Genomic DNA, 15,131 nt, shown 5'->3' on the forward strand with positions numbered 1-15,131 from the left:
TTTTTTCAACCTACTCGTCAGGAATCTTGAAAGCCGCCAGAACACCGGGCAGGCGGCGCAGTTCGTCAATATCCAGGCGGGCCGTATCGCCGATGACGCCGATGATGACCCGGTTGGCGCCGGTAGACTGGTGAAAATCGAAATCGCGCTCGACCAGGTATTCCTTGACGGCCTGGCGCTGCTCTTCGGTGGAGTCTCTGCGCATCACCAACAGCATGTCTCATTCCCCTTTCGACCGCAGCCGTTCCAGCCGTCGGCTTTCATCGATGACCCGTTCGAACAGGCGCTGGATGGCTCCATCATCCAGGGGTCCCGGATTGGCCTGTTGCATGCGGGCGAAGATTTGTTGCTCCCGGCGCCCGTCGTAAACCGCCAGCCCCCGCGCCTGCTTGATTTTGCCGATGGCCAAAGCCAGGGCGGCACGCCGGTTGAAGATGTCCAGCAATTGATCGTCCAAGGCGTCGATCTGGTCTCTGATTTCATCGATATCCAAAGTCTTGCTCCCGTCCGACCGTTAGAATCGTTTGCGCACAACCGTGTCCTGCTTCCAGTGCAGGTCATCCGTGTCCGGGTGATCAATGGTGTAGTGCAGCCCGCGGCTTTCCTTGCGCTGCTGCGCGCAGCGCACGATGAGTTTGGCCACGGTGGTGATGTTGCGCAATTCGATGAGATCCGAGGTCGGGTAGAAATCCCAATAGTACTCGGATATCTCCTCGTCGATGAGTTGCAGGCGGCGCCAGGCCCGGTCGAGGCGCTTGTCAGACCGGACGATGCCGACATAGTTCCACATGCAGCGCCGGATTTCGTCCCAGTTGTGCGCCACCACCACCTCTTCATCGCTGTCCGTGGCGCGGCCGTAATCCCATGGGGTGATTTCCGGCAGCGGCTGCGCCCCTTCGGCCAGACGGGCCAGGCAGCGCTGGGCGACCCGATCGGCGAATACCACCCCTTCCAGCAGGCTGTTGCTGGCCAGACGGTTGGCGCCGTGCAGACCGGTGCAGGCCACTTCGCCGATGGCGAACAGGTTGGCGAGATCCGATTCGCCCCAGATATCCACCTGCACGCCGCCGCACAGGTAATGGGCCGCCGGCACCACGGGAATGGGCTCGAGGGTCATGTCGATGCCGAAGGACAGGCAGGTTTTATAGATGTGCGGAAAGCGATCCTTGACGAAATCGGGGTCTTTGTGGGTGATATCCAGATAGACGCAATCGTCGCCGTGGACCTTCAGTTCGTTGTCGATGGCGCGGGCCACCACGTCGCGCGGCGCCAGGTCCTTGAGGGGATGATACTGGGTCATGAACGCCGTCCCGTCGCTGCGCCGGAGAATGGCCCCCTCACCCCGCACCGCTTCGGAAATGAGGAACGACTTGGCATTGGGGTGAAACAGGGTGGTGGGGTGAAACTGCATGAATTCCATGTTGGCGATGCTGGCGCCGGCACGATAGGCCATGGCCACGCCGTCGCCGGTGGCGACATCGGGATTGCAGGTGTACAGATAGACCTTGCCGGCGCCGCCGGTGGCCAGCACGGTGATTTGCGCTCCCAGGGTGAGCACCTGGCGCTTGCGGATGTCCAGGACATGGGCACCCAGGCAGCGCTGGGGACGGCCGCCGCCGCCCACCTTGGCATCGGTGATGAGATCGATGGCGATGTGGTGCTCGTAGATGGTGATGTTGGGGTGGCTGCGGACCGCTTCCACCAGGGCCCGCTCGATCTCCTGACCGGTCATATCCTTGGCATGCAGGATGCGGCGCTTGCTGTGCCCACCCTCCCGGCCCAGATCGTAGCTGTCGTCGGCGCGCTTGGTGAAGCGCACTCCCCAATTGATCAGATCGCAGATGGCCTGGGGTCCGCTTTCCACCACCATCTGTACGACATCTTCGTGGGACAGGTAGACCCCGGCCACCATGGTATCGCGCACGTGGGAGGCGAAGGAATCCTCCGACGAGATGACCGAGGCGATGCCGCCTTGCGCCAGATTGGTCGCGGTTTCGGAGATTTCACGCTTGGTGACCACGGCAACCCGGCCGTGGTCGGCCACCTTCAAGGCATAGGACAAGCCGGCGATACCACTGCCAACGACAAGAAATTCAGTTGTGATTTTCACTCAGGCCTCACTGGTGGGAGGATGCGACCCCGGGCATGACACAGGCCGAACAAAACGGCACAAATACTGCAAATAGAAATGCATCTTCATGACAAGACGATGCGTCCCGGACGGCAACGCCCGGCCATTATCCGGCCCGTTCCGGACCATGTCAAGCTTTTGCTGCAGGTAAATAGGTTGAAATACTCTTCCTTTCACGGTATAGTCTGGGCTGTATGAGGATCCATATGAGTTATTTGACACGAAAAACATCCCTGGCTCCCCTGCTCATCGCCGGATTGCTGTGGGTCAATGCCGTGCCGGCTGCCGCCGACATCTACAAATACGTCGATGAAGACGGCGTGATGCATTTTACCAACACCCCCACCGGATCCGAATACCGCCTCTATCTCAAGGAGTCCACTCCCAGCCGGCCGCGCACCGCGGTTTCATCCGCCGTGGAAGATCTCATCGCCCATTATGCCAGCACCTACCGCTTGGAGAAGGCGCTGGTGAAGGCCGTGATCCGGGTGGAAAGCAATTACAATCCCCGCGCGGTCTCGCCCAAGGGGGCCCAGGGAATGATGCAGCTCATCCCCTCGACGGCCCGTGACATGCAGGTCAGCGATCCCTTCGACCCCGAAGACAACATCCGCGGCGGCACCCGCTACCTGCGTCTGATGCTCGATCAGTTCAACGACAACATTGACCTGGCCCTGGCGGCTTACAACGCCGGCCCCAATGCGGTGCGCCGTCATGGAGGGATCCCCCCCTTCGCCGAGACGCGTAATTATGTGCGGAAGGTCAAGGAATTCATCCATCACTACCGGTAATCGCTGCAGGTCGTCCCCGGGCCTTATCTCTTCCCAGCATTGCGGAACTTCCGTCCGCGGCGGCCTTTTCCCGCCCACCGTACAGGCGTCGGAATTATTTGATCTTTCAAATTTTTCACCCGGCCGCATAAGAATTTTCCGGATGGAATTTTTTATTGACTTGGCCGGAACCTTTTGATATTTATAAGCCCGCTCGCGACGGTGAGCGAAAAAATGCTGCGGGAATAACTCAGTGGTAGAGTGCAACCTTGCCAAGGTTGAAGTCGCGGGTTCGAATCCCGTTTCCCGCTCCATGATTATCAGGCCCCGGCGCTTGATTCGGGGCTTTCGTTTTTAAACCGCTGCGACATCACGGGCGGACACAGTTCAAGCGGTAACATCATGCCGCCAGGCGGGAATAACTCAGTGGTAGAGTGCAACCTTGCCAAGGTTGAAGTCGCGGGTTCGAATCCCGTTTCCCGCTCCAGCTAAAAAGGCCCCGCATCAACCGATGCGGGGCCTTTTGCTATTCAGCAATTCATGATTAAGACAACGACAACCGTTCCGCTAGCACGTCACCGACAACGAGCCCGTTCGATCCGGGGTTATTCCCTTCCCTACCCTGCCAGGTCCTCATTCCGACGCTGCCGTACATCCTCCCTCAAAATTCGCCTGATTTTTCCAGAGGGCTTCGGTCAAGGCCCCGAACTCCTGCAGGGACAGGGTTTCGGCCCGACGCCGCGGATCGATGCCGATGCCTTCGAGCATGCCATCCAGATCGGCAAATCCCAATCCGGCCGCCGCGAGGCTGTTGCGCAAGGTCTTGCGCCGCTGGGAAAAAGCACCCTTGACCACCCTGCGGAAGAACCGCTCATCCCTCAGGGCCAAGCGGGGCTGCGGCAGAGTTTCGAACAACAACACCACCGAATGTACCTTGGGTGCCGGATAAAAGGCGCCGGGCGGGACCCGCAGAACCCGGCGAATGTCGAACCCGTTGCGGCACAAAACGCTCAAAATGCCGTAATCCCTGCCGCCCGGCGGTGCACAAAGCCGATCTCCGACCTCCTTCTGGAACATGAGGACCAGGCGACTGAACAGGTGGCGGTGATCGAGAATTTTGAAGAGAATCTGACTGGATATGTTGTAGGGCAGATTCGCCACCAATTTGTAGGGCGGCTCAACCAGCAGAGCCGGCCAATCCAAGCGCAGGGCATCGCCGGCATGCACCCGCAGCTGGGGTTCCGGACGGTCTTCGAGACGCGCGACCAGTTCGCGATCGAGTTCCATGACGTGCAGGCTGTGCACCATCGGCAGCATGCGATCCGTAAGTGCTCCGAGGCCGGGACCGATCTCCAGCACCCGATCCCTTGGCTCCAGGGCGGCCGCCGCCAAGATTTCCTCCACGACGTGGATATCGGTCAGAAAGTTCTGGCCGAAACGTTTTTTAGGACGATGTTCCAAGAGGCGAATGCTCCATTCATGGCCGCCGGGGACGGCGCGGCCAGCGGGGAATGCGATGGTTTTTCAACAAGGGCACCAACCGGACCGCAAGCAGGTAGGCCGCGAAAGCCCCGAGACTGCCGATAATCAGGCTGCCGAGGGTCAGCGGCAGCAGCACTTCCCAACTCAGGGTGCGCAAGGCGGACAGGCTGAATTCCCCCGGCAACTGCACCAGATCCATGCCGAGCATGATGCGCCCCAACTCATATTCGGCAGCATAGATGAAGGGTGCGGTAAGGGGGTTGGTGACCCAGACGCCCAGGGCGGCACTGAGCTTGTTTTCGCCCAGCAGCATGGCGCAGAACACCGCCAGAACAATCTGCACGCCAAAGGTGGGTGTCAGCCCGATAAAGACCCCCAGGGCAAACCCTTTGGCGATCTCCTCGGGCGAACCCTGCAGACGCACGAAACGCAACAGATTGAGCTTGAATTGACGGACCAGAGGCCAGCGCCGGTAGTACATGGGCAATCTCCGCACTCGTACGGCAATCAGGCGGCAGTGTTTGCCTCAACCTGGTCCAGGGGCCAACTGGCCCGGGCGTTGAGGTCCAGTCCGGCACGGACGCCCTGCTCGAGGTAGGCATTGCCCGCCACGGCCAGCATGGCGGCATTGTCGGCACAAAGGGCCGGGGAAGGAAAAGTGACCTGCAGGCCCGCCGCCTGCGCCTGCGCGGTCATGGCCTGGCGCAGGCCCCGATTGCAGGCCACGCCGCCGGCCACGACGATGCGCTTGAGGCCGGTGCGGGCGGCGGCACGCAGGGTCTTGGCGCACAGCACCTCGACCACCGCTGCCTGAAAGCTGGCCGCCACATCCTGCAGATGCTGCCCTTCGATGGGGCCGGTCTGCCCCTGCACATAATAGAGCAGCGCCGTCTTAATGCCGCTGAAGCTGAAGTCGAGGTTGTCCTTTTTCAGCAACGGCCGGGGAAAGTCGAAGGCCCGGGGATTGCCCTGGGCCGCCAGCCGGTCCATGACCGCACCCCCGGGATAGCCGAGTCCCAACAGTTTGGCCACCTTGTCGAAGGCCTCCCCGGCGGCATCATCCAGGGTGCGACCGAGGGTGGAGTAACGGCCGATGCCGTCCACCCGGTAGAGGTGGGTATGGCCCCCGGAAACGGCCAGGGCCAGATAAGGAAAGTCTATTTCCTGCTCCAGCAGCGGTGCCAGGATGTGTCCCTCCATGTGATGCACCCCGACCAGGGGCCGCTGCAGGGCGAAGGCCAGGGATTTGGCCATGGACAGCCCGACCAGCAACGCCCCGACCAGACCGGGTCCACGGGTCACGGCCAGCCCCTCGATGCGGTCCAGGGTGACGCCGGCGCGGTCCAGGGCTTCGGCCACCACCGGCACCACCGCTTCAAGATGCTTGCGGGAGGCCAGTTCCGGCACCACCCCGCCGTAGCGGGCATGCACATCCACCTGCGAAGCCACGACATTGGACAGCACCTGCCGGCCGTCGCGAACCACGGCCGCGGAGGTTTCGTCACAGGAGGATTCCAGGGTCAACAGCAACATAGCGTATACTCTTCTTCAGACGGTCGGGGCCTCATGTGCGGCCGCCGCCGGACATTACAGGAGGTTGGCAGCCAGTTCCGCCAGGGGCGAACGCTCGCCGCGGAACAGGGTAATGTGACCGGCGATATCCTGCCCCTTGAACTTCTCCACGGTATAGGTCAGGCCGTTGCTGGAGGAGTCGACATAGGGGTTGTCGATCTGGTAGGGGTCGCCGGTCAGGACGATCTTGGTGCCTTCGCCGGCCCGGGTGATGATGGTCTTGATTTCGTGGGGAGTCAGGTTCTGGGCTTCGTCGACGATCATGAACTGCTTGGGTATGGAACGGCCGCGGATATAGGTCAGCGCCTCGATCTCCAGCAGTCCCATGTCGACCAGTTCCTTGTAGCCGCGCTTGCGTTTGCCCCGTTCGTCGACCATGCCCAGCAGCAGTTCGACATTGTCGAAAATGGGCTGCATCCAGGGCGCCAGCTTTTCCCCGACGTCGCCCGGCAAAAAACCCAAGTCGCGGCCGAGGGGAAAGATGGGCCGGGAGACCAGCAACCGGCTGAAACTGGCCTCGTCCGCCGACTTGGCCAGACCGGCGGCAATGGCCAACAGGGTCTTGCCGGTACCGGCCTTGCCGACCAGGGTCACCAGTTGGATGTCATCGTTGAGGAGCAGGTCGAAGGCGAACTGCTGTTCCCGGTTGCGGGGGTTGATGCCCCAGAGTCCCTCTTTCGGAGCCCGAATCAAGGGCACGATCCGACCCAGGGTCTTGTGATAGCGGCCGATGGCCGTATGGGACGGGTTGCCGGCATCCGCCAGGGTCACGTACTGGTTGGGGAAAAAATCGCCCTCGATATCCAGGTAGCCCTGGCCGTAAAACCGATCGACTTCCTCCCTGCCGACCTGAACTTCCGCCGTGCCGGGATAAAGCTCTTCGATGGCAACCTTGTCCGATTCATAATCCTGGGCCGTCAAGCCCACGGCATCGGCCTTGATGCGCAGATTGGTGTCCTTGGTCACGAAAATGACCGGGCACTGGCAGTCGTCCTTCATCTGCATGGCAACGGCCAGAATGCGGTTGTCGCCGCGGTCGCTGCGCAATTCCGGCGGCAGACGTTTCATGGCCGGTTCCGTATAAAGCACCACCTGCAGTTTGCCGCCGCCCTCGAGGGTCACCCCATCGATGAGATGCGCGCTGGCTCGGAAGGAATCCAGCAGGCGGGAAACCTGGCGGGCGTTGCGTCCGATCTCGCTGAGATCCTTTTTAAAGGTATCGATCTCTTCGATGACGGTGATGGGGATGACCACATCGTTATCTTCGAATTTGAGCATCGCCTGGGGATCGTGCAGCAACACATTGGTATCGAGAATGAAGACTTTTTTCATTGCTCTCCGTTTCCGAACGAAAGGCTGTGCGCAACAATGAAACAGGTTCGCGCAGGATTCCGTTGCAGGTCCTCACCGGGAAAAAGGCTGGGATGAGATGTTTCGAACTTCAGCCGAAACCAGCAGGAAGTTACCATCGGGGCGCCCTGTTTGGCAACCGAATTCTCTGTCCCCGCTCCGGCCCCGAAGGGGTTCGCAAGGGCGGCCAAGGGCGAGCGTCCCAGTGGTTTTTAGGTACAATACAGCCAAGAAGAGGAATCCGGGCCAAGCACCTCCCCGGCCGTCCGCCACTTGGTTTGCAATCCGAAGCACCGCTTGACAGGACACAACATGTTGTGCTTTATAGACCTTCTGGACCCATCATATTGAAAAAAACGCCAGCCAGTCCATGTTTGGCCCGACCCGTTGAAAAGGAACCAAGCCCATGTCCATCGCCCTTACCGAAGCCTCCCTCAGTCCCAATGCCCTCACCGTTCTCAAACGCCGCTACCTGAAACGGGACAGGGAAGGGCAAATTCTGGAATCCCCCCAGGACATGTTCCGCCGGGTCGCCGAAGCGGTGGCCGGCGCCGAGGCCCATTTCGAAGGCGGCCGGGATATGGAGACCCTGGCCGAAGAGTTCTACCGGCTCATGGCCGGCCTGGAATTTTTGCCCAACTCCCCCACCCTCATGAACGCCGGCCGGGAACTGGGCCAATTGTCGGCCTGTTTCGTGCTGCCGGTGGATGACTCCATGGAGAGCATTTTCGAGGCCATCAAGCAGACCGCCCTGATTCACAAAAGCGGCGGCGGCACCGGCTTCTCCTTCAGCCGCATCCGTCCGGCCAACGATGTGGTACTTTCCACCAAGGGCATTTCCTCCGGTCCCATCAGCTTCATGAAGGTGTTCGACGCCGCCACCGAAACCATCAAGCAGGGCGGTACCCGGCGCGGCGCCAACATGGCCATTCTGCGGGTGGACCATCCCGACATCATGGACTTTATCATGGCCAAGCACGATCAGAAGGTGCTGACCAACTTCAACCTGTCCGTGGGTCTGACGGAAGACTTCATGCGCGCCGTCGAAGAAGGGCTGGAATACGACCTGACCAATCCCCGCACCGGTGAACCGGTAAAAAAAATGGATGCCCGCAAGGTGTTCGACCGCATCGTGGAAATGGCCTGGACCAACGGCGAACCCGGCATCATCTTCCTCGATCGTCTCAACCGCGACAACCCGACCCCCCAAGTAGGCGAAATCGAAGCCACCAATCCCTGCGGCGAACAACCCCTGCTGCCCTACGAATCCTGCAACCTGGGCTCCATCAACCTGGTGCGCCTGGTCGGCGCCGACGGCACTCTGGATTGGGACAAACTGCGTCGTATCGTGACCCTGGCGGTACGCTTTCTGGACAACGTCATCGAGATCAACCGTTATCCCCTGCCGGAAATCGGCGAGATGACCCGCGCCAACCGCAAGATCGGTCTGGGTGTCATGGGTTGGGCCGACCTCCTTATCCGGCTCGAACTGCCCTACAACTCCGCCGCCGCCCTCGAACTGGCGGACCGGTTGATGGCGACCATCACCGAAACGGCCCGCGACGCCTCCCGGCAACTGGCGGTGGAACGGGGCCCCTTCCCCAATTTTGCCGGCAGCCGCTATCAGCAGCGCGGCGAGGCGCCCCTGCGCAACGCCACCTGCACCACCATCGCGCCAACCGGCACCATTTCCATCATCGCCAACGCCTCCAGCGGCATCGAACCGATCTTCGCCGTTTCCTACGTGCGCCAGGTGCTGGACAACGACCAACTGGTGGAGGTCCATCCCCTGTTCGAGGAACTGGCCCGACAGGAGGGTTTCTATTCTCCGGAACTGATGAAACGCATTGCCGAGCACGGCGGCGTCCAGGATCTGGCCGAGGTCCCCGAAGCCATCCGGCGCCTGTTCGTGACGGCCCACGACATCACGCCGGAAGACCACATCCGCATGCAGGCGGCCTTTCAGCGCCACACGGACAACGCCGTATCCAAGACGGTCAATTTCCCCAACGATGCCACCCGCGAGGAAGTCGCCGAGGTCTACCGCCTGGCCTACCAGCAGGGATGCAAAGGGGTGACCATCTATCGGGACGGTTCCCGCGACCTGCAGGTGCTTTCCGTTGGCAAGCCGCCGGCGGATGCGGCCGCACCGGCCCTGCCCGTGGAAGCCGGCAAGGCCGGCCGCAAGCGGGAACGGCCCCGGGCCCTGGCCGGGAAGACCTATCAGATGACGACCGGCTGCGGTCCTCTGTATGTCACCATCAACCAGGACAGCAGCGGACTGTTCGAGCTGTTCACCACCATGGGCAAGGCCGGCGGTTGCGCCGCCAGCCAATGCGAGGCCATCGGCCGGCTGGTGTCCCTGGCCTGGCGCAGCGGCGTGCAGGCCCGCCAGACCATCAAGCAGCTCATCGGCATCACCTGCCACAAGCCGGCCGGATTCGGCGACAACCGCGTCACCTCCTGCGCCGACGCCGTGGCCAGGGCCATCCAAATGCACATGCTGGCGGAAAGCGACGGCGATCCTTCCCTGCTGTTCGTCAACAGCGGCGGTGCCTGTCCGGAATGCGGCGGCCCCGTGGAGCATGAGGGCGGCTGCTGCGTCTGCCATGCCTGCGGCTACTCGGAATGCGCCTGACGGTGGAAGAACGGGAATGGGAAGCGCTGTGCCGCTGCTGCGGGCGCTGCTGCTTTGAAAAAGGCCTCGACAGCCGGGGGCGCTGGCGGGAGACCGCCGTGGCCTGCCGTTACCTGGACATCCAGACGCGGCGCTGCAAGGTCTATGCACATCGTTTCGAGGTCGGCGAGGACTGCGTGCGCCTCACACCTGAAGTCGTGGCGGCAGCCGATTGGCTGCCGGCGGACTGCGCCTACGTGCAGTATCTGCACAACCACCGCGAACTGCCATGAATTGCCATGTCGCCTTGGCCGGCGGCACGGCACCAACCGGCCTCCGGGCCGCTCAGCAGGAGGTGCCATGACCAACAACTACCTGACCGGGCCCCGTCCGCGACTTTTCGGCCATCGCGGCAGCGCCGCCACCCATCCGGAAAACACCCTGCCCGCCTTTGCCGCCGCCCTGGAGGCCGGTGTCCCCTATCTGGAACTGGACGTGCACGCCACGGCGGACGGCGAGGTGGTGGTGCTGCATGACGACACCCTGTTGCGCACCTGCGGTGTCGACCGAGCGGTTTCCCATCTCGCCCTGCGGGAACTCAAACAGTACGATGCCGGCTTCACCTTCACCCCCGACGGGGGTGGCAGCTTTCCCTTTCGGGAGCGCGGCATCACGGTGCCGACCCTGGCCGAAGTCCTGGAGGCTTTCCCCCAAGCCCTATTCAACATCGAAATCAAGCAGGAGGCACCCGGCATCGAGGGCCGCACCCTGGACATCCTCGCCGCGACGGGTCGCTCCGAGTCCGTGCTGCTGGCCGCGGAACAGGACCTCATCATGGCACGCCTGCGTCCGCGGTGCGGGGCCATTCCCACCAGTTTCAGCTTCCAGGAACTGGTCGCCTTTTTCACCTGGCTCGGCACCCAGGACCCACCGGACTATCGGCCGCCCGCCCGGGTTTTGCAGATCCCCGAAGTCTGGCAGGGACGCACTCTGGTCACCGAGGAAATGCTGGCGGCGACCCGCCATCTGGGCCTGGAAGTGCATGTCTGGACCGTCAATGCCGCCGCCGACATGAGGAGACTGCTGACCATGGGAGTCGACGGCCTGATGAGCGACGATCCGGCTTTGCTGGTGCGCATGGCGGCACAGTCGGGGCCGGATGAAAATAAACCTTGACATATATAACCAAACGAGTTATATATTGAAACGCATTCAAAAACCGTAATCCGACAACCTACAGCACCAAGGAGGGAACCATGTCTACCGGTAAAAAATGGCAGTGTACCGTCTGTGGTTTGACCCAGGAAGGTCAGGCGCCCCCGAAAACCTGTCCCAAGTGCGGCGTCGACAGTTCCAAGTTCATCGGACTGCGCAAGTAAATACGCCCGAGGGTGGACTTCAAAAATTAAGAAGGCACCTGAAGAAAATAAAAAAACCCCGCGATAATTCGGGGTTTTTTTATTTTAGCAGATGGCAACCCTGGTCCTCGGCCGGAAACAGTTCCAGGACCCGGCGGAAATCATCGGGCGCCCCTGCCTCCAGGGTCATGATTTCGCTTGACGCCGGGTGCCGGAAGGTCAGTTGCCTGGAATGCAGCAACGGCCGGGCTATGGCAATCCGGGTCTGGCCGCTGGTCACCACGCTGGAGCCGCCGTACAGGGTGTCGCCCAGCAGGGGAAAACCGCTGGCAGCCAGATGCACTCGAATCTGGTGGGTTCTTCCGGTATGCGGCCTCGCTTCCACCAAGGCCATGTCGGGTCCCCGCTGCAGCACCCGAAAGGATGTGCAAGCGTTCCAGCCACCCTCGCCGGCGACAATTTTCATCCTTCCGCCGCGACCAGGCTGCAGGGCCCAGTCCACTTCGAAGCTATCCCGTGGCCGGCCGGCAACCAGGGCCAGGTAAATTTTCCGCACCTCGCGGCGGGCAAACTGGTGTCCGAGATCAACCGCCGCCTGACGCTGCCGGGCAAGCAGCAGCAGGCCGCTGGTGCCCGTGTCGAGGCGATGCAGCAGATAGGGGCCGCCATCCGTCCCTGCCGGGTCGCAGAGCGCTGCAGCCTGCGCCAAGGCATGGGAGCCTCCGGCACCGTCGTCGTGGCACAGCAACCCGGCCGGCTTGTCGACGGCCATCAGCCAGGCATCCCGATAAATCTCCTTGATCTGCGCGGCAGGCGTGACAGCGACCCCGGAGGAGCAAGCCACATCAAGAGTCAGGCAGATCTCCTCCCCGCCCTGCAGAATCATTCCGGCCCGCGTCGCCGGCCGCCCGTCGAGGTGCACCCGGCCGGCATCCAGGGCCGTCTTCACGGTGCGCCGCGAGACGCCGTCCAAGGCCGCGACCAGAAACCGGTCGAGCCGCTGACCGGCCTGCGCGGCGGCCACCCGCAGTCGTTCCCGACGCCCCTTGACGGCTTCCTTCACACCCGCCTCCCCCGCAATCCCTGTTCGGTCCACTCCGTAACCTGAACCTGCACGGTGCGGCCCGCCAGTTTCTCCCCGGCCTCGAAGGAGACGGTCAGATACTGCCGGCTCAAACCCTGCTGCCATCCTCCCCGATTGCGGCCTTCCACCACCAACTCCAGGGTGTCGCCGATCACCCTGCGGGAAAAGGCCTGCAGTTTGGCCTCACCGAGGGCGCGCAACTCCGCCGCCCGCTCACGGGCCAGGGGCCCCGGCACCTGTCCGCCCATACGTGCGGCAGGCGTTCCGGGACGGCGGCTGAAGGGGAACACATGCAGATGGCTGACCGGGAGTTCCTCGATGAGGGTCAGGGTGCGTCGAAAGGCCTCGTCCGTCTCGCCGGGGAAACCGGTGATGACATCCAACCCGATGGCCGCACCGGGCAGGCCGGCATGAATGGCCGCCACCTGGCGACGGAAAAAATCCGCCGTATAGTGCCGATTCATGCGCTGCAAAACCTCGTCGTCCCCGGACTGCAGGGGCAGGTGCAGATGCGGACAGACCACTTTCGAGGCGACCACGGCCTCCAGCAATTCCGGCGACAGTTCCTGGGGTTCCAGGGAGCCCAGACGCAGACGCCGGACCGCCGTTTCCCCCTCGATGCGCCGGACCAGGGCCAACAGCGAATCGGCCGGGTTCAGATCCAGGCCATAGGCGCCGATGTGAATGCCGGTCAGCACCAGCTCCGGATACCCCGCGGCGCACAGATCGCGGATCTGACCGAGCACCTGTTCGGCTGCCACGGAGCGACTGGGTCCCCGGGCATAGGGGATGATGCAGTAGGAGCAGAAGGCGTCACAGCCGTTCTGAATCTGGACGAAGGCCCGACTGCGGCCGCTGAAGGTCGACAGGCTCATGGCTGCACCCTTGGCCTGGCGAATGTCCGAGACGGCGACGCCGCGGCGATCCTCCGCCAACAGACCGATGAGCTGTTGTTTTTCTTCGTTGCCGAGCACCAGGGACACGCCGGGAATAGCCGCCAGGGACTGGGGATCGATTTGGGCGTAACAGCCCGTCACCACCACCCGGCAGGCAGGATTGATCCGGCGGGCTCGCCGGATCAGGTTGCGCGATTGGGCATCGGTCGTCGCCGTCACGGTGCAGGTGTTGACGATCACCAGGTCGGCACCCGCACCGTAGTTGACCTGCCGATAACCGGCGGCCCGCAACTGTTCAATCAAGGCGGCCGATTCGAACTGGTTGGTCTTGCAACCCAGGGTGGCGATGGCAAAGGTTCCAGTCACGCGATCCGGCCTCCTCCCAGAACCTGGTCGCCGTCATAAAACACCGCCGCCTGGCCGGGACTGACCCCGGTCTGGACATGGTCGAAGCGCACCTCGACCCGACCGCCGCCAAGAGGGACCAGGGTCGCCGGCGCTTCCCGATGGCGATAGCGGATGCGACAGGCGGCCCGCACCGGAAGGGCCGGTTCCGGGATCAGCCAGTTGACTTCCGTCGCAACCAGAGAGCTCACCTCCAAGTGCCGCTTTTCGCCGACCACCACCTGCCGGCGTTGTGCATCGATGGCCACGACGTACAGGGGTTCCGGCCAGGCGATGCCCAGGCCGCGGCGTTGGCCGACGGTAAAACGGTAAGTGCCCGCATGTTTCCCGACAACTCGGCCCGAAACATGAACGATGGCTCCCGGCCTGCAGCGTTCCGGGCATTCGCGCTCGAGAAACCCGGCATAATCCTGATCCGGAATAAAGCAGATATCCTGGCTGTCGCCCTTGTCGGCGACGGCCAACCCCAGAGCCGCAGCCTTGGCCCGCACCTGGCTTTTCTCCATTTCGCCGAGGGGAAAACAGACCCGGGACAGCTGTTGCCGAGGCAGGACGAAGAGAAAATAGCTCTGGTCCTTGTGGGCATGACTGCCCTTGACCAGCCGGCAGTCATCGCCGCCGCCCAGAATACGGGCATAATGTCCGGTGGCCAGGGCATCGCCGCCCAAGCGGTCGGCCTCGTCGAGCAGCAGGCGAAACTTGAACAACCGGTTGCAGAGCACACAGGGGTTGGGGGTTTGGCCGGAAAAATACTCCTCGCAGAAGGGCTGCACCACCCGCTGGCGAAAAGCCTCGCGGACATCTATGAGATGCCAGGCGATCCCGAGACGCTCCGCCATGCGCCGGGCATCGGCCATGGGCTCGGCATCGCCGACGACGGATGGGTGGTCCCAGATGCGCATGGTGAGGCCGATGACCTCATGTCCCTGCTCCTGCAGCAACGCCGCGGTCACGGTGGAATCCACCCCGCCGCTCATGGCTACGACAATCCGCTGTTTTGCTTGTGACATGTATTGCGCTCCAATACATCAGGGGCCACCTGCGACGACAGATGGCCCCTGATGCGCAACATTCATCGGAAAAGGCTCAGCCGCGGTTCGCCTGATAGTTTTTGATGGCTTCGTGCAGGGCGTCGGCCGCCAAGTTGGAACAGTGCAGCTTGGGGGCCGGCAGGCCGTCGAGGGCTTCGGCCACTTCGTCGTTGGTCAGCACCAGGGCTTCTTCGATGGTTTTGCCGACCACCAGTTCCGTCATCATGGAGGAGGAGGCGATGGCGGCCCCGCAGCCATAGGTCTGAAACTTGATGTCCTTGATGATGTTGTCTTCCACCTTGAGAAACACCTTCATCCGGTCGCCACAGGAACTGCTGACCTTTTCGCCAACGCCGTCGGCATTTTCGATTTCTCCGACATTGCGCGGATTGGTAAAGTGATCGATGACCTTCTCGGAATACATGGACCGCTCCT

The 15,131-nt window shown here is 62.3% G+C and carries 16 protein-coding genes and 2 tRNA genes; 7 read left to right on the plus strand and 11 right to left on the minus strand.

Annotated features, from left to right (window positions below; translation table 11 throughout):
- Positions 1 to 10: 10 nt before the first annotated feature.
- The 3 genes from JQN68_RS02705 to nadB are packed head-to-tail and all read right to left on the minus strand — an operon-like array spanning position 11 to position 2,110.
- A complete protein-coding gene (locus tag JQN68_RS02705) occupies positions 11 to 217 on the minus strand; it encodes a hypothetical protein (protein WP_225071334.1) in 207 nt (68 codons plus the stop codon).
- A gap of 3 nt (positions 218 to 220) precedes the next feature.
- Complete coding sequence (gene pheA, locus JQN68_RS02710) at positions 221 to 493, minus strand: chorismate mutase (protein ID WP_225071333.1); 273 nt, start codon at positions 491 to 493, stop codon at positions 221 to 223.
- Between the two features lie 21 nt (positions 494 to 514).
- A complete protein-coding gene (nadB, locus tag JQN68_RS02715) occupies positions 515 to 2,110 on the minus strand; it encodes an L-aspartate oxidase (protein WP_225071332.1) in 1,596 nt (531 codons plus the stop codon).
- 227 nt (positions 2,111 to 2,337) lie between these two features.
- On the opposite strand from nadB, the gene JQN68_RS02720 reads away from it, so the two are divergent.
- The 3 genes from JQN68_RS02720 (at position 2,338) to JQN68_RS02730 (ending at position 3,388) form a co-directional block, all read left to right on the plus strand.
- Positions 2,338 to 2,922, plus strand: coding sequence for a lytic transglycosylase domain-containing protein (locus tag JQN68_RS02720; RefSeq protein ID WP_225071331.1), 585 nt, complete (start codon positions 2,338 to 2,340; stop codon positions 2,920 to 2,922).
- A gap of 218 nt (positions 2,923 to 3,140) precedes the next feature.
- Positions 3,141 to 3,215 (plus strand) — tRNA-Gly (locus JQN68_RS02725).
- 98 nt (positions 3,216 to 3,313) lie between these two features.
- A tRNA-Gly gene (locus JQN68_RS02730) sits at positions 3,314 to 3,388 on the plus strand.
- A gap of 146 nt (positions 3,389 to 3,534) precedes the next feature.
- Here the strand turns inward: JQN68_RS02730 and rsmA are convergent.
- The 4 genes from rsmA to JQN68_RS02750 are packed head-to-tail and all read right to left on the minus strand — an operon-like array spanning position 3,535 to position 7,287.
- Positions 3,535 to 4,362, minus strand: a complete 828-nt coding sequence (rsmA, locus tag JQN68_RS02735) for a 16S rRNA (adenine(1518)-N(6)/adenine(1519)-N(6))-dimethyltransferase RsmA (protein ID WP_225071817.1) — start codon at positions 4,360 to 4,362, stop codon at positions 3,535 to 3,537.
- A 16-nt stretch (positions 4,363 to 4,378) separates the two neighbouring features.
- Positions 4,379 to 4,864 carry a DUF2062 domain-containing protein gene (locus JQN68_RS02740; RefSeq protein ID WP_225071816.1) on the minus strand — a complete coding sequence of 162 codons (486 nt, stop codon included), beginning with the start codon at positions 4,862 to 4,864 and terminating at the stop codon, positions 4,379 to 4,381.
- 26 nt (positions 4,865 to 4,890) lie between these two features.
- Positions 4,891 to 5,916 carry a tRNA (adenosine(37)-N6)-threonylcarbamoyltransferase complex transferase subunit TsaD gene (gene tsaD / locus JQN68_RS02745; protein ID WP_225071815.1) on the minus strand — a complete coding sequence of 342 codons (1,026 nt, stop codon included), beginning with the start codon at positions 5,914 to 5,916 and terminating at the stop codon, positions 4,891 to 4,893.
- 54 nt (positions 5,917 to 5,970) lie between these two features.
- On the minus strand, positions 5,971 to 7,287 hold the full coding sequence (locus JQN68_RS02750) for a PhoH family protein (RefSeq protein WP_225071814.1): 1,317 nt from the start codon (positions 7,285 to 7,287) through the stop codon (positions 5,971 to 5,973).
- A gap of 424 nt (positions 7,288 to 7,711) precedes the next feature.
- Here JQN68_RS02750 and JQN68_RS02755 point away from each other — a divergent pair, with 424 nt between their 5' ends.
- The 4 genes from JQN68_RS02755 to JQN68_RS02770 all read left to right on the plus strand — a co-directional run bounded on the left by JQN68_RS02755 (position 7,712) and on the right by JQN68_RS02770 (position 11,301).
- Positions 7,712 to 9,943 (plus strand): vitamin B12-dependent ribonucleotide reductase, encoded by a 2,232-nt coding sequence (locus JQN68_RS02755; RefSeq protein ID WP_225071813.1) that lies wholly within the window; start codon positions 7,712 to 7,714, stop codon positions 9,941 to 9,943.
- The gene (locus JQN68_RS02760; protein WP_225071812.1) at positions 9,934 to 10,215 is read left to right on the plus strand and encodes a CxxCxxCC domain-containing protein; all 282 of its coding nucleotides are present in this window, start codon (positions 9,934 to 9,936) and stop codon (positions 10,213 to 10,215) included. The genes JQN68_RS02755 and JQN68_RS02760 overlap by 10 nt, the downstream gene beginning before the upstream one ends.
- A gap of 67 nt (positions 10,216 to 10,282) precedes the next feature.
- Positions 10,283 to 11,098 carry a glycerophosphodiester phosphodiesterase family protein gene (locus JQN68_RS02765; RefSeq protein WP_225071811.1) on the plus strand — a complete coding sequence of 272 codons (816 nt, stop codon included), beginning with the start codon at positions 10,283 to 10,285 and terminating at the stop codon, positions 11,096 to 11,098.
- A gap of 80 nt (positions 11,099 to 11,178) precedes the next feature.
- Positions 11,179 to 11,301, plus strand: coding sequence for a rubredoxin-like domain-containing protein (locus JQN68_RS02770; protein ID WP_225071810.1), 123 nt, complete (start codon positions 11,179 to 11,181; stop codon positions 11,299 to 11,301).
- Between the two features lie 79 nt (positions 11,302 to 11,380).
- On the opposite strand, the gene JQN68_RS02775 is transcribed toward JQN68_RS02770, so the two are convergent.
- From JQN68_RS02775 to nifU, 4 genes are all read right to left on the minus strand, one after another.
- Positions 11,381 to 12,343, minus strand: a complete 963-nt coding sequence (locus tag JQN68_RS02775) for an RluA family pseudouridine synthase (RefSeq protein WP_225071809.1) — start codon at positions 12,341 to 12,343, stop codon at positions 11,381 to 11,383.
- Entirely contained in the window at positions 12,340 to 13,626 is a 1,287-nt protein-coding gene (gene mtaB / locus JQN68_RS02780) for a tRNA (N(6)-L-threonylcarbamoyladenosine(37)-C(2))-methylthiotransferase MtaB (RefSeq protein ID WP_249621000.1), read from the minus strand. Before mtaB ends, JQN68_RS02775 begins: the two co-directional genes overlap by 4 nt.
- Positions 13,623 to 14,675 (minus strand): tRNA 2-thiouridine(34) synthase MnmA, encoded by a 1,053-nt coding sequence (mnmA, locus tag JQN68_RS02785; RefSeq protein ID WP_225071807.1) that lies wholly within the window; start codon positions 14,673 to 14,675, stop codon positions 13,623 to 13,625. The genes mtaB and mnmA overlap by 4 nt, the downstream gene beginning before the upstream one ends.
- A gap of 76 nt (positions 14,676 to 14,751) precedes the next feature.
- Entirely contained in the window at positions 14,752 to 15,120 is a 369-nt protein-coding gene (gene nifU, locus JQN68_RS02790; protein WP_225071806.1) for a Fe-S cluster assembly scaffold protein NifU, read from the minus strand.
- Positions 15,121 to 15,131 lie beyond the last annotated feature (11 nt).

The sequence above is a fragment of the Desulfuromonas sp. CSMB_57 genome, from assembly GCF_020194955.2.
Lineage (GTDB): Bacteria > Desulfobacterota > Desulfuromonadia > Desulfuromonadales > Syntrophotaleaceae > JAFCIY02.

Coding starts and splice junctions, on each gene's coding strand:
- JQN68_RS02770 (WP_225071810.1), top strand. CDS start 11,179: ATGTCTACCGGTAAAAAATGGCAGTGTACCGTCTGTGGTTTGACCCAG.
- JQN68_RS02750 (WP_225071814.1), bottom strand. CDS start 7,287: ATGAAAAAAGTCTTCATTCTCGATACCAATGTGTTGCTGCACGATCCC.
- JQN68_RS02755 (WP_225071813.1), top strand. CDS start 7,712: ATGTCCATCGCCCTTACCGAAGCCTCCCTCAGTCCCAATGCCCTCACC.
- JQN68_RS02720 (WP_225071331.1), top strand. CDS start 2,338: ATGAGTTATTTGACACGAAAAACATCCCTGGCTCCCCTGCTCATCGCC.
- JQN68_RS02765 (WP_225071811.1), top strand. CDS start 10,283: ATGACCAACAACTACCTGACCGGGCCCCGTCCGCGACTTTTCGGCCAT.
- JQN68_RS02760 (WP_225071812.1), top strand. CDS start 9,934: ATGCGCCTGACGGTGGAAGAACGGGAATGGGAAGCGCTGTGCCGCTGC.
- JQN68_RS02740 (WP_225071816.1), bottom strand. CDS start 4,864: ATGTACTACCGGCGCTGGCCTCTGGTCCGTCAATTCAAGCTCAATCTG.
- nifU (WP_225071806.1), bottom strand. CDS start 15,120: ATGTATTCCGAGAAGGTCATCGATCACTTTACCAATCCGCGCAATGTC.
- mnmA (WP_225071807.1), bottom strand. CDS start 14,675: ATGTCACAAGCAAAACAGCGGATTGTCGTAGCCATGAGCGGCGGGGTG.
- tsaD (WP_225071815.1), bottom strand. CDS start 5,916: ATGTTGCTGTTGACCCTGGAATCCTCCTGTGACGAAACCTCCGCGGCC.
- JQN68_RS02705 (WP_225071334.1), bottom strand. CDS start 217: ATGCTGTTGGTGATGCGCAGAGACTCCACCGAAGAGCAGCGCCAGGCC.